The sequence below is a fragment of the Neolewinella lacunae genome (assembly GCF_014349155.1).
GTDB lineage: Bacteria > Bacteroidota > Bacteroidia > Chitinophagales > Saprospiraceae > Neolewinella > Neolewinella lacunae.
Window position 1 is genome coordinate 64,025 of sequence record NZ_JACSIT010000120.1, and the last position, 13,804, is coordinate 77,828.

The window sequence follows — 13,804 nt, forward strand, 5'->3', positions numbered from 1 at the left end:
ATGACCCTGAAAGTCCCCTACAACTTCGTCCCGCTCAATAATAAGGTCGTTACTCCCTACTGGATGGACCACATCAGCCACGACGTACCTTTCAAGGATGGCAAGAGCGGCACCCTTAAACTCACCCTGACGGCGGAGAGCCCGATCTTCGTGCGCCGGGGTGAAGCCAAGCCTGCCAAAAACAACGATGAGCGAACGGGCGCGCAAGACAAAGCGTACGAGTTCGAGCAGGATCCGCAGGGCAACTATTTCATCCCTGGCAGTTCCATTCGGGGCATGGTGCGTTCTGTGGTGGAAACGCTGAGTTTCGGGCGGATGATTGGAAGGGTGAGTGAACGGCGGTATGCTTTGCGGGATTTGTCGGGGTCGATGAAGGAGGAGTATTTAAGTCACTTTAAGGTTAACGCTGACGTACCTGTTCGGGGAGGCTGGTTACGGTATGATCGGGATAATGATCAGTATGTTTTACGGGATGCAGACATTCCAGGACGGATATCACACCGTGAGCTGGAGTCGCAAACGGGTGTCCTTATCAGCAAGTATTTTTCTGTAAACGGAGCATTCGATCAACGAAAAGACAAGGAAAAGGCGGCGAAGCGCAAATACGATATGTTTGCTGAGCAACATAAAAGTTCATGGTACGAAGAGTCAAAGGATTTCGTTCATTTATTTGAAGATGCTGGGCGGAAAATCTATGGGTTCACCCAGGAAGAAGAGGAAGATCAGGTAATCTACCCTGGACGGATCGTCATGACCGGACAGCCAGGACCACGTAAGCAGGTGGAGGATAAAAAAACAAAGGAACTTAAATGGACTGGCAAACAGTACGAGTTCATCTTTTGGGATTTTGACCGACCACAAGACATCATCGTCCCCCAACAAGTAGTAGAGAATTTTAAATTCGCCTACTTCGACGACAACCCCAAAGAGCAGTCTGAAGACTATAAGTGGCGCTCAAAGCTATTGGAAAACGGTGAAGAAATACCCGTCTTTTGGAAGCGCGGCGTTTCAAAAGACGGGCAGCCAACCGTAGAACACTTCGGCCTCTCCTACCTCTACAAATTGCCTTATGATAACACCGTAGAGGGGAGCATCAAAAGCTACCAGAAAAAGACGGCAGCGAACCATGATCTGGCCGACGCTATTTTTGGCATGGTCGGGACAAAAGAAGAGAAAAGCCCGCTAGGTTTTCTGAAGGGCAGGGTGCAGTTTACGCACGCTAAGCGGACCGTAGACGGGGGAAATAGCGCGGAAAAGAAAGCTATTCTGGGAGAGCCTCGTGCCTCATTCTACCCAACCTACATGAACCAAAATGTAAATGACTCTGGACATACTGGTCGGTACAATACCTTTATGGATGATAAGCCGATTGCGGGCCGCAAACGCTATCCCGTGCTGAACGAAGGCACGCGTAAAACCAGCGATAAGGACGAAAACGGTAGACCACTAAGTGAAGCGGTATTCACGAAGTTTCTTCCTCTTGACAAAGGCACCACCTTCACCTGCGAACTATACTACCATAACCTACGAGAAATCGAACTCGGGGCCTTAATTAGTGCCCTCACTTTTCACGGTAGCGACAAAAGCCGTCATCAGGTCGGCATGGCCAAACCCTTGGGATTTGGAAAGATCAAGGTAGAAGTTGCGGGGATCTCTCCAGAAGAGCAGGCGGAGCTTATGCTACGCTTTGAAGCGTTTATGGACACTGAATTGGGTTCAAAAGTAAGCTGGCGAAACAGTGAACAGGTAAAAGAGATTATAGCGCTAACGAATCCGGTGAATCCAACGGACGTGCCCGTCTTAGCAGGAAACTTCCCCTACAATACCCTGAATGAGTTTCGGCAGGTTAAACAAAACCAAGAAGCTCTTCGCCTACATTCTAAAATGCGGGGTGATGACTTAATGGCTGGCCTGGCAGATGACTTGATTAAAAAGAAGGGTTTCCAAGACGAAATTCTTAAGGATAAAGCCCACTTCGAAAGCATCAAACCAATGACCTCTGAGCGCGCATTGGACCGAACCATTACCGCCACCCAAAAAATCAAGCAAGGCATCCAAGGCAAGGTACAAGAACGGATTGAGGTCTACCGCGCGCAACTTGCTGAATTGAAAAGGGAGGAAGAACGTGCCGAAACAGAAGCCCGGAATAAAGAAAAACAAGCTGCCGCTTCCGAAAGTGGTCTCGATTTGAGCACCATAAGGTTAGATCGTGATGCCATCAGCAAAATGAAAAAGGTGGTGGACACCTATCTGGAACGGTTGAGGGGTAAAAGGTCCCGCGATTTTACTACCGAAGATTGGTTACTGCCGGAGTCGGACTGGGAAACACTCATTTCCAAAGTCAGGGAGATTTACGAAAGTAACAGGGCCAATCGGGACTTTGAGCACGCAAAACAATCGGTTAAAACGCAGGAGATACTTACCCAATGGCTAGGTGAGGAAAGGATGCGGGCTATTTGGAATAATTTGGGCAAATAAAATAAATTAGCCATGAAAAAATCAAGAAACGTTTTTATCTCCTTTCTGGGGACGAACCCCTACAGTGCATCTAGGTACGTAGGTAAAGACCCTGAAGTAGATATGACAACCCGCTTTGTCCAAGTGGCCACCCTGAAAAGCGTGGCGCACCACTTCGGTCCTGGAGACAAGGTGTACATTTTCACCACAACGGGTGCTTTAAAAAACTGGAATGATCAGCCCATCCCCGGAACCAATAACGAGATGGATGCAAGATTGCATTCTGAGCTTCGGGAATTGGAAATCGACAGCGACATAGAGAACATCCACGTAGAGGACGGGCAGACCCAAGAAGAACTCTGGGCGATTTTTACGACCATATTTGACGTGCTAGAGGATGGCGACAACCTATTTTTCGACATTACCCACGGCTTCCGTAGCTTGCCACTACTGATGCTTGTACTCATCAACTACGCTAAGTTTCTGAAAAACGTTACGGTTAGCGGTATTTTTTACGGAGCTTACGATAAAAATCGGTGGGAGTCGCCCATCTGGAATCTTACCGATTTCTCTAAACTTCAGGATTGGACCAATAACGCCAATATTTTTCTGCGCACCGGAAATGCAAAGGGTCTAGTCAAACAGATTAAGGGCGATACCTTGAAAGATGTTAAAGTAGGATTAGAGCGCTTCTCTGAATTTACGCTTGTAAACCGAGGAATGGACATTTATAAGGGTGATGAAATCATTAAACTCAGCCAAAATCTGAACACCATCGGTGCATCAGATAACCCTGCAGACAAGGCTGCCGAACCTATTTTTAAAAAAGTAAGAGACACTTTTGAACCTTACAAAAAAGATTCCTCTATTAACGGTTTTCACGCTGTCCGTTGGTGTATTGATAATGGCCTGATACAGCAAGCCGCCACCCTCCTTGAAGAATTCATCATCACTTATTTGATGGACCTAATTGGAATTCCGAACAAAACAAGTTCAGTGACGCGGTCTGTGATACTCAGCTTCGCTAAAAGTGGCCCAGCGGAATATCGATATGGCACAAGACCGGATTACTCGCTTGAAAAAGAAAAAAAGATCTGTGATGACTTATTCAAAATAGAAGAACTAAGTGACATTGGAGCAATTGCAAAAGACATAAGCAATTCAGTTCGCAATGATGTCAACCATGCCGGATTCAGAAAGAGTCCTGGCCCTAAATCTTATATGGATATACGAACCATCACCATTGAACAATTCAATAAACTTTGTGATGTCTTAGCCACCCGAGGGCATCAAATTGAGAAAATTATCGAAGGTTAATGCTCCTAAACCTAACCAACCACCCCTCCACCCGCTGGTCGGAAAAACAACTGGCGGCAGCCAGGGAAGCCTACGGCGAAGTCCAGGATTTGCCCTTCCCCAGCATCCCCAGCGAGGCGAGCACTGAGGAGGTGGAAGTACTGGCCGAGCAGTACCTGGAAAAAGTGCTGGAGGCCTCCCCCACCGCCGTTCACTTGCAGGGGGAATTTACCTTTGTGTATGCCCTGGCACTCCGTTTGCAACGGCTTAACATCCCCATCGTAGCCAGCACCTCCGAACGCACCGTAGAGGAAAGGGAAGGAGAGAAAATCGTCCGCTTCAACTTCGTACAGTTTCGGGCTTACCCGCTGCCGTAAGGTGGGGATTTCCGACTCCCCCCGTCTTGCCTGTGGCGCTACGGAGCGAAAAAAACACCCTAACTACAATAAGCCATTAAACTTCCACCAATACGAATAATTCTTAAATCCACTTAAGCCCCACCCCATCCCTCAAAAAAAGGATAAACTCCCGTTAGCAACTGACTGGTCGTAAGTCGCCTACCGCGCATCCCAGAATCACATCCCTCAAAAGAAGGATAAAGACAAACTGCCGCTTCCCTCAGGCGCGAGTGGCGAAGCTATTTCTTTTATTTTTTCACCGTAAGCGTGCTAGCTGGCCGATGCTATGGCTGGCAGTCGTTTGCCTAACCCTTTGTGTTATGATCCGATTTTATTTTGTTTTTAGTTTATTGCTGTTGGCCGCCACGTCCGCTACGGCACAATTTTCGCTGGATGGCGGCCTTACCTTACCCATCGGCGAATTCGGCGATGACGACGAAAGTAATGCCGGCCCAGGTTTTCGCCTGGCGCTGAATTACGACTATGCCTTTGGGGAGTCGGTAGGGCTGGCCACTAAACTTTTCTATGGTGTTAATACCTTCGACGAGGAAGAAGTCGATTTGGACGCCGGCACCTGGGGTGTTGGGGGCATCGGGGCTGGTTTGTATTACCAACCCGAGGATGCGCTCAAGCTCTACGGTTTACTCCTGTTGGGCACAGCAAGTACGCCTGAAGTAACCGCTGGGAATACCGTACTATTGACGGAGGCTACGGCCGCCGCACTGGGCTTTGAGCTGGGGGTGAAGTACTATTTTTCAAATGTGTACCTCACCGCTGCCTTCACTTCCTACGAACCCGAGTTCAGCTTTGATTTTTTCGGGACCATCGTCAATTCAAAGTATTCCATCGGCTTCCTCACCATTGGTGCGGGCTACCAGTTTGGGGGACGGTAGTTTGATAGTTCGGTAGTTCGGTAGTGAATGATATCCACTACCGAACTACTGAACTAAATACCACTTAGCCTTAAGCATCCGAAAATCCGCGCATCCCCCAGTCATCCCTCACCCAAAACTAATCGCGATTATGCCTTGTCGTATTTCAATCTCACGCCCATGAGTTCCCTGCAACTCACCCCTCACCAGCAAGTCGTTTTTGAGCGCTTGCAGGCCTTCATCAGTGGCAAGGAGCACCAGGTCTTCCTGCTCAAGGGCTACGCGGGCACGGGCAAGACTACGCTGGTCAGTTTCCTGCTGGCGCACCTGGAGGCGTCGAAGGCGGGGCTGACGCCCGTGCTGATGGCCAGCACCGGCAGGGCCGCCAAGGTGCTGAGCCGCAAAACGGGGGTGGAGGCCACCACCGTCCACGGCCACATCTACCAGTTTGAGGGCGTCAACGACGGCGGCACCGACGAAGACCAGGACTACAACGAGCATACCGGCCAGCTCTCCCTCACCTTCGGCCTGCGGCAGCCGGATACGAAAACCAAAAACCGCTTCCTCTACATCATCGACGAGGCCAGCATGCTCTCCCACCTGGAAAGCTCCGCCGACCACGCCGCCCGCTTCGGCTCGGGCAGTATGCTGGCGGATTTCTTTCACTTCGTCGGGCAGCATCAGGTGCTCTTCATCGGTGACCCCGTGCAGCTGCCCCCGCCCATTGGCGAGCAGCCCTTTTCCAGTGCCCTCGACGCCGCTTTCCTGCGGGAAACCTACCAGCTGAAGGTAACGGAGGCCGAACTGCGCGACGTCATCCGCCAGGAAAAAGACAATCCCGTGCTGGCCCTGGCCACCGAACTGCGGGGCTACGTGGACCGGGGAGAAACCAGGCGCGACTGGCAACCTGTGCTGAAAAACCCCGCCTACCGCTTTTTCACGCCCTTCACCCAGGAGGTGCTGGCCGAGCGCTACCTGGCGGCCACGCAACAGTCCTTTTCGGCCGCCTTGATCGTCACCCACTCCAACAAACAGACCCACTACCTCAACGGCATCGTGCGGGCCCGGCGCTACCCGCCGGAAAATCTGCACCGCTTGCAGCGCAACGAACTGCTGCAGGTGGTCCAGAACAACCACCTCGTCCCGCTGGCCAACGGCGACCAGGTGCTGGTGCGCGACGCCCGCCCCCTGGGCAAATCGGCGGGATTTTTCTTCCTCACCATCAAGGCCGAAGACGTCAATACGGGAGACATCCACGAAGTGCCCCTGCTCTACGACTTCCTGTTCGACCCCCGGCCCAACTTCGGGGCCGATGACTTCCGCAAGCTGCTCACCGACTTCGATAAGCGGGCGAGGAAGCGCGGGCTGCGGCGCAAGTCGGAAGCTTACCTCAAGGCGATGCAGACCGACCCCTACCTCAACGCGCTGCGGGCCAAGTTTGGCTACGCCGTCACCTGCCACAAGGCCCAGGGCGGCGAGTGGGACACCGTTTTCCTGAACCTCAGCGAAACGATCAACATGCTCGACCCCGAAAGCCGTTACCGCTGGCTCTACACGGCCGTCACCCGCGCCAGCAAAACGCTCGAGCCCAAGCACATCTGGCAAGGGGGCAAGGGCGGTAAAAAAGGGGTGAAGCTGGCTTGATGGGCGCGGACGCAGGTGCTCCCCCCCGGCCCCCCGAAGGGGGGAGTCAGGTGGAGGAGCGGGGTTTGTACCGGAAGAGGTTTACCTGGTCTTGAGTGGAGGGGGACATCATCAGAAGCGCCAGGGTTCGGGTGGGGACACCCTCAGCCGGGCATTTTCGGTGGAGGGGGACTTCATCAGAGGAGGCAAGGTTCGGGTGGGGACACCCTCAGCCAGGCGTTTTCGGTGGAGGGGGACTTCATCAGCGGAGCCAGGGTTCGGGTGGGGACACCCTCAGCCGGGCAAATTTCACTGCTTTTTGTCCATTCCCTTGCACCTGCGGCCGCGCCAAAACAAAACAAACATTCGGTAAAACACCATGCACATCATTCTGAACAGTTACGGGGCCGGGCTGCGGCGCGATAAGGGCAACTTCATTGTGGAGACGGCCGAGGCGGAGCAGCGCCTGGACCCCACGCAAATCCGCAGCATCAGCGTGGGCAAAGGGGCCAAGATGACCTCCGATGCCGTGCTGCTGGCCATTGAGCACCAGATCGACGTCCTTTTCGTGGACCACAGCGGCAACCCCCAGGGGCGGGTGTGGAGCATCAAATTTGGCTCAGTGAGCGACATCCGGCGCAAGCAGGTGGATTTTTTCTACGGTCCGGAAGCCCTGGAGTGGGTAAAAGGCCTGGTGCGGGAAAAGATCGACAACCAGATTGCGCTGCTGCTTACCCTGCAAATTGACAGTGTGGACCCGCTGCGGCGGCGCATCAACCGGGGCATCCAGGCGATGGAAGACTACCGCAACAAGGTCATTACCCTGGCCGCCGAGCGCCTGGAAGACGCGGCACCTACCTTGCGCGGGTGGGAAGGCGCGGCCTCCCGCAAGTACTTTGAGCTGATCAGTGCCTACGTACCCGAGGCTTACCGCTTTGCGGGGCGCAGCCAGCACCCGGCTACCGACGATTTCAACGCCATGCTCAACTACGGCTACGGCATGCTGTACGGCAAAATAGAGGGGGTGCTGATCCGCGCCGGTGTTGACCCCTACCTCGGTATTTTTCACCGCGACGGCTACAACCGCCCGGCGCTGGTGTACGACATCATCGAGCGCTACCGCATTTGGGTGGATTACGTCGTGCTCCAGCTCTGCCGGCAGGAGGCGATGACCGAGGAATGCTTCCGCTGGGAGGGGCAGGCGCGGATGCTCGATGGGCTCGGCAAGCGCATCGTCATCCAGTCCGTCAACGACTACCTGGCCGAAATCATCCAGCGCGACGGCCTGCGGCGTTCGCGGCAGGAACATATGCAACGCGAGGCCCACGCTTTGGCCAAATTTTTCCTGGAGTACTCGCCCGTGAAATTGCCGTCGGAGCGATAAGCTGGGAGAACATCATTTTGCCGCACGCCAATACCTGCTATGTCATCATCCACTACCCCACCGCTGCCGCCGATCATGCTGGGCCGTAACCTGACGGCCCCGGCCGACCCCCTGGAGCGGATCAGCCTGGAACGGGTGTTTCAGGGGCTCCGCAGCCCCAAGCCCGACTTTCGCGACTTGATTGCCCGGCTGCGCACCGTCGCTTCGGTGGACCTGGTGCAGTACCGGCAGCTGAAAAAAGCGCTGCCCTACATCGTTTGTGGCCTCTTTCACCCGGCCATCCGCCGCAAGGAGCACTTTGCCACCATCCATTACTTCATCCTTGACTTCGACCACCTGGCCGAGGGCGAACTGAGCGTGGGTGAACTGCGGGCGAAGCTTTCCCGGCTCCCCCAGCCGCTGCTCGGTTTCTCCAGTCCGGGCGGCGACGGCTACAAAGTGCTCTTCCGCCTGGCCGAGCCCTGCAGCGACGCGGCGCGTTTTCACGCCTTTTACCAGGCCTTTGCCCGCAGTTTTGCCCAGGAACACGGCCTGGAGCGGGTGGTTGACCTCCAGACCTGCGACGTCACCCGGGCCTGCTTCATGAGTTACGACGCGGAGGCCTTTTACCACCCCGAGGCTGGCCCGGTTGACCTGAACGACTACCTGCCGGACCTCCTCACGCCACGGCCGAAGGCGGACAAAAGCGAAACGCCGGAGCCGAAAAAGCCGGGCAGCGTCCGCCCGCCGGCGATGGCGGGGCCAGACGAAAACACCCTGGAGCAGATCCGCCAAAAGCTCAAGCCCAACCGCCGGAATGCCCAACCCGAAAAAACGATTATCCAGCCCGAGGAAATTGGTGCGGCCGTGGAATACTTTAAGGAAAACCTGGCCGAGTACCAGCTGCAACTGGCCGCTGCGGAAGCCATCAATTACGGCCACCGGCTCCGCATTGCGGGCCCGAAGGACATCTGGTGTGAGCTGAACCTGTTTTACGGCAAGCGCGGCTTTTCCATTGTCAAAACGACCAAAACGGGCAGCCACGCGGAGCTGGCGGACCTGGCGGCCAGGGTGCTGCGCGAACTGCTCTACGACCGCTTCGAACAACTCAACTAGGTACCGTGGCCAAAAAACAGCGGCGTAGCCTGCAGGAGCGGCTGGAGGGGATCGTCCGGGCGGGCATCCAGCCGCCGCCCGCCCGGGTTTTGCCGGAAGACCAGTTGCCCGAGCTCAGTGAGCGGGTGGCCCAAATCCTCGGCATCCTCCAGGCTGACCCCATCAAAGCAACGAATATGGTTTACCTGATCATGTACGACATCACCGACAACAAAGTCCGGCGGGAAATCGCCGATTACCTCATTACCGCGGGCTGTACGCGCATCCAGAAGAGTGTCTACCTGATCAAGACGGCCAACGCCCGCTTTGAGGAGATCCACGCTACGCTGCGGGACGTGAACGGGCTGTACGCCAACGAGGACAGCATCATCCTGGTGCCCGTCAACAGCAGCGACGTGCGCGCGATGAAACTGATAGGCCAAAACGTGGACATTCAGCTGATCACGGACCCACCGAATACGCTATTTTTTTAGTAACTTCGCCGTACTAACCTCCAATGCCTGCGATGAGCCGTTCAAAAGAAAAGTCAGTTTCAGCCCCTTTTGCCCCTTCCGTGGGCCGCTCTTTCGTGGGCAAGGTCTTGTTAGTCAGTCGATTGCAAAAAATGCTCTTCCGGAACCACATCCATTAAAAGAAGGATTAAGACACTGCCCCCATATTTAAGGCCATAACATCTTGGTCTTCCGGAACCACATCCATTAAAAGAAGGATTAAGACTATGGCAGGTAAGGGCAAAGGATATTTGGCAGGACTTCCGGAACCACATCCATTAAAAGAAGGATTAAGACTTTATTGACCTATTTCAGCAGTTCGGCTAAGTGGTGCTTCCGGAACCACATCCATTAAAAGAAGGATTAAGACAGCAACAACAAAAACACAAAGGAAAAGAAAGAAACCTTCCGGAACCACATCCATTAAAAGAAGGATTAAGACATCCCACTTTGCCGCCAGTACTTCCGTTGGCAAATACTTCCGGAACCACATCCATTAAAAGAAGGATTAAGACAGGGAAAGTTTTTGTGAGGGATTGCCTCTACTCTCTTCCGGAACCACATCCATTAAAAGAAGGATTAAGACTGGATGGAGTAAGTCATTTTATTTAGTGGGAATGTACTTCCGGAACCACATCCATTAAAAGAAGGATTAAGACTAAAAGCCTCGCTAAGTCCGTTATACCCGTTAGTGCTTCCGGAACCACATCCATTAAAAGAAGGATTAAGACTGCTGGAAATAGGGAGCCAAAGCATCGGCCATTTGCTTCCGGAACCACATCCATTAAAAGAAGGATTAAGACTATTTGCTAAATTTGTAAAAAAAGATAGTTAGGCTCTTCCGGAACCACATCCATTAAAAGAAGGATTAAGACTTCCAATCTAAGCGCCAAGCGCCGTTCCATACGGAGCTTCCGGAACCACATCCATTAAAAGAAGGATTAAGACAAATAGTTATGCCGTTTGAAACAGATTCATTATACTTCCGGAACCACATCCATTAAAAGAAGGATTAAGACAAATGTTATTTTTTCCTAACGGTTGAATTTATGACACTTCCGGAACCACATCCATTAAAAGAAGGATTAAGACTCCAGCGCGGTAATGAAGGTGTTGAGGCCTTTGCTTCCGGAACCACATCCATTAAAAGAAGGATTAAGACTCAGGCATTAAAGCGGGGTGGGGTGGGACTATTCGCTTCCGGAACCACATCCATTAAAAGAAGGATTAAGACTATTTCGCCACCCGTGACAACAGGCTCTACTGGCCACTTCCGGAACCACATCCATTAAAAGAAGGATTAAGACTACGAAGGTTCGGCGGTTCCCGTTCACGTCATATCCTTCCGGAACCACATCCATTAAAAGAAGGATTAAGACCGCCTAAGGCCTTCCCTCCGTATTTTTTCCCGCCCGCTTCCGGAACCACATCCATTAAAAGAAGGATTAAGACAAAAGAAGAAAAGCGCGAAGGTGAAAAGTGATTTCTTCCGGAACCACATCCATTAAAAGAAGGATTAAGACGCAATGAATTATACCATTCAGCAAGATATTTTTCACTTCCGGAACCACATCCATTAAAAGAAGGATTAAGACAGAATAAGCGACCGAGCACTTTGATAACGTTCATTGCTTCCGGAACCACATCCATTAAAAGAAGGATTAAGACTGTTGCTGGCCGCACGTCGCGGAAGGGCGATTACGCTTCCGGAACCACATCCATTAAAAGAAGGATTAAGACTACAGCCTTTCGGCGTATTGTGCAAGTTTCTAGCTTCCGGAACCACATCCATTAAAAGAAGGATTAAGACGTGGGGTAACGTTGTTAACTAACATTGTGGTAGATCTTCCGGAACCACATCCATTAAAAGAAGGATTAAGACTGCGACAGCCTTTGCTAGCCTTTCGGCTTTAGCCGTCTTCCGGAACCACATCCATTAAAAGAAGGATTAAGACATATCCCCGAAAGGCATTCTGACGAAAATACACTTCTTCCGGAACCACATCCATTAAAAGAAGGATTAAGACTCGGCTTTAGCCGTTTCGGTGGCGTAGTCCGCAGCCTTCCGGAACCACATCCATTAAAAGAAGGATTAAGACAGCGTATCATTGTTTAACATGTTATATGATTTAGTCTTCCGGAACCACATCCATTAAAAGAAGGATTAAGACCAGTGTCAAAAGGAGGACAAGAATAGACTGGTAACCTTCCGGAACCACATCCATTAAAAGAAGGATTAAGACATTCATTTTTTTTGTTAATAAAATTATGGAGGGGTGCTTCCGGAACCACATCCATTAAAAGAAGGATTAAGACCTTCATAAGCACAATGTCCACAGCATTCCATCCAACTTCCGGAACCACATCCATTAAAAGAAGGATTAAGACACTCGCCGTAGTTTGTGTAAGGGTCTTTGCCATACACTTCCGGAACCACATCCATTAAAAGAAGGATTAAGACTGTATTCACAATCCATACTCAGCCGGGGTTAACCGTCTTCCGGAACCACATCCATTAAAAGAAGGATTAAGACCTGCATAATAAGTTACGAGAGATCCCTTCCCCGCACCTTCCGGAACCACATCCATTAAAAGAAGGATTAAGACAACTAAGACTTCATCACCATTGGGTAATAAGGCTACATCTTCCGGAACCACATCCATTAAAAGAAGGATTAAGACACTTCATGGTTTCTTTTTTGTTGAATAAGTTTTGCTTCCGGAACCACATCCATTAAAAGAAGGATTAAGACCCGAAGAGCATAAGCTCTCCGACTACACCTAAAAGGCTTCCGGAACCACATCCATTAAAAGAAGGATTAAGACACAAAGTTGGCTGCACGACCGAAAGAAGGGAAAACACTTCCGGAACCACATCCATTAAAAGAAGGATTAAGACGCATCTTCCGTAAAGGAAAAGTCAACAAGATCGGCTTCCGGAACCACATCCATTAAAAGAAGGATTAAGACCGGACTGTAAAGCCCGAACATAGTCAAAGGATACTTCCGGAACCACATCCATTAAAAGAAGGATTAAGACTTTGTTGATTACGAACAGAAGCAGTCATTTTATCCTTCCGGAACCACATCCATTAAAAGAAGGATTAAGACCTTTTGGTATACATATTCTTCTACCAAAATTTCTGTCTTCCGGAACCACATCCATTAAAAGAAGGATTAAGACCCATAGGTGGTCCAACGTCCGTTGGTGTTTTGTTGTCTTCCGGAACCACATCCATTAAAAGAAGGATTAAGACACTTTCGCCAGACAAGGTTACGTCATAAATTTTCACTTCCGGAACCACATCCATTAAAAGAAGGATTAAGACCTATATTCAGTAAATGATAATGTAGGAAATTTATCTTCCGGAACCACATCCATTAAAAGAAGGATTAAGACTATCGAAATACGATCTCGTATGCCCCGTGTGCGACGCTTCCGGAACCACATCCATTAAAAGAAGGATTAAGACCATTACTAACGGCCCGTGCGTCCAGCATTGACGCCTTCCGGAACCACATCCATTAAAAGAAGGATTAAGACTCGTAAACATTTTGGTCGAGCCCACCACGGATGAGCGTCTTCCGGAACCACATCCATTAAAAGAAGGATTAAGACCAATTAAGGCCGCGCGGTGAAGCGCTAAGGCATCCTTCCGGAACCACATCCATTAAAAGAAGGATTAAGACCGTTGATCAAAGTAGGATCCGGACCCGTCAATACGCTTCCGGAACCACATCCATTAAAAGAAGGATTAAGACTCATTTACCATACTACTCTACATTTTTGACGATGGGGTGATTTCGTCCATCATCTAGACATAAATACCGTTCGATAAAGAGCTCAATCTTAGCACACCACGGGGTCAGCAAACTTAGCCCTCGGCGAAATACTGACTCTGCGGGGAAGGTAGTACTCTCGTCATATTTAATGATACGGATGGTCGAGCGTGCCGCCCATCCGACTCGAATCGTCATGGCGTAACTTAGCCCTACGATAGCCATTAGTAAGTTGCTTTTCCCAAGGGGTTTGAAATTGATCGCTTCTAGGTCAAAACCATTGGATTTGAGATGGCGGAATAAGCACTCAATACGCCAACGCTTTATGTATTGGTCAACAGTCTTCTTGACCGGTCGGAGGCGCGTCAGAAAAATGATCACCTCATCACCAGCGGTCCCTTTAGGATT

8 protein-coding genes, 1 pseudogene and 1 CRISPR repeat array are annotated in these 13,804 nt (G+C 51.1%); of the genes and pseudogenes, 8 read left to right on the forward strand and 1 reads right to left on the reverse strand.

Annotated elements, in window-relative coordinates; genetic code table 11:
- From H9S92_RS13795 to cas2, 8 genes are all read left to right on the forward strand, one after another.
- The gene (locus tag H9S92_RS13795) at window positions 1-2,478 is read left to right on the forward strand and encodes a TIGR03986 family type III CRISPR-associated RAMP protein (RefSeq protein ID WP_187467294.1); all 2,478 of its coding nucleotides are present in this window, start codon (window positions 1-3) and stop codon (window positions 2,476-2,478) included.
- Between the two features lie 12 nt (window positions 2,479-2,490).
- A complete protein-coding gene (gene csx2, locus H9S92_RS13800) occupies window positions 2,491-3,774 on the forward strand; it encodes a TIGR02221 family CRISPR-associated protein (RefSeq protein WP_187467295.1) in 1,284 nt (427 codons plus the stop codon).
- Window positions 3,774-4,130, forward strand: coding sequence for a CRISPR-associated protein (locus H9S92_RS13805; protein WP_187467296.1), 357 nt, complete (start codon window positions 3,774-3,776; stop codon window positions 4,128-4,130). The genes csx2 and H9S92_RS13805 overlap by 1 nt, the downstream gene beginning before the upstream one ends.
- Before the next feature lie 341 nt (window positions 4,131-4,471).
- On the forward strand, window positions 4,472-5,044 hold the full coding sequence (locus tag H9S92_RS13810) for a hypothetical protein (protein WP_187467297.1): 573 nt from the start codon (window positions 4,472-4,474) through the stop codon (window positions 5,042-5,044).
- Window positions 5,045-5,203: 159 nt separating this feature from the next.
- Window positions 5,204-6,667, forward strand: coding sequence for an ATP-dependent DNA helicase (locus H9S92_RS13815; RefSeq protein ID WP_187467298.1), 1,464 nt, complete (start codon window positions 5,204-5,206; stop codon window positions 6,665-6,667).
- 358 nt (window positions 6,668-7,025) lie between these two features.
- Window positions 7,026-8,030 (forward strand): CRISPR-associated endonuclease Cas1, encoded by a 1,005-nt coding sequence (gene cas1 / locus H9S92_RS13820; RefSeq protein ID WP_187467299.1) that lies wholly within the window; start codon window positions 7,026-7,028, stop codon window positions 8,028-8,030.
- 39 nt (window positions 8,031-8,069) lie between these two features.
- Window positions 8,070-9,125 carry a CRISPR-associated primase-polymerase type B gene (locus H9S92_RS13825; RefSeq protein WP_187467300.1) on the forward strand — a complete coding sequence of 352 codons (1,056 nt, stop codon included), beginning with the start codon at window positions 8,070-8,072 and terminating at the stop codon, window positions 9,123-9,125.
- 5 nt (window positions 9,126-9,130) lie between these two features.
- On the forward strand, window positions 9,131-9,598 hold the full coding sequence (gene cas2, locus H9S92_RS22665; RefSeq protein WP_187467301.1) for a CRISPR-associated endonuclease Cas2: 468 nt from the start codon (window positions 9,131-9,133) through the stop codon (window positions 9,596-9,598).
- Between the two features lie 136 nt (window positions 9,599-9,734).
- Window positions 9,735-13,378: direct repeats of the CRISPR family, unit length 37 nt; unit sequence CTTCCGGAACCACATCCATTAAAAGAAGGATTAAGAC.
- Between the two features lie 12 nt (window positions 13,379-13,390).
- Here the strand turns inward: cas2 and H9S92_RS22010 are convergent.
- Window positions 13,391-13,804: pseudogene (locus tag H9S92_RS22010) on the reverse strand (hypothetical protein); the annotation flags it as partial.

Coding starts and splice junctions, on each gene's coding strand:
- H9S92_RS13795 (WP_187467294.1), top strand. CDS start 1: ATGACCCTGAAAGTCCCCTACAACTTCGTCCCGCTCAATAATAAGGTC.
- csx2 (WP_187467295.1), top strand. CDS start 2,491: ATGAAAAAATCAAGAAACGTTTTTATCTCCTTTCTGGGGACGAACCCC.
- H9S92_RS13805 (WP_187467296.1), top strand. CDS start 3,774: ATGCTCCTAAACCTAACCAACCACCCCTCCACCCGCTGGTCGGAAAAA.
- H9S92_RS13810 (WP_187467297.1), top strand. CDS start 4,472: ATGATCCGATTTTATTTTGTTTTTAGTTTATTGCTGTTGGCCGCCACG.
- H9S92_RS13815 (WP_187467298.1), top strand. CDS start 5,204: ATGAGTTCCCTGCAACTCACCCCTCACCAGCAAGTCGTTTTTGAGCGC.
- cas1 (WP_187467299.1), top strand. CDS start 7,026: ATGCACATCATTCTGAACAGTTACGGGGCCGGGCTGCGGCGCGATAAG.
- H9S92_RS13825 (WP_187467300.1), top strand. CDS start 8,070: ATGTCATCATCCACTACCCCACCGCTGCCGCCGATCATGCTGGGCCGT.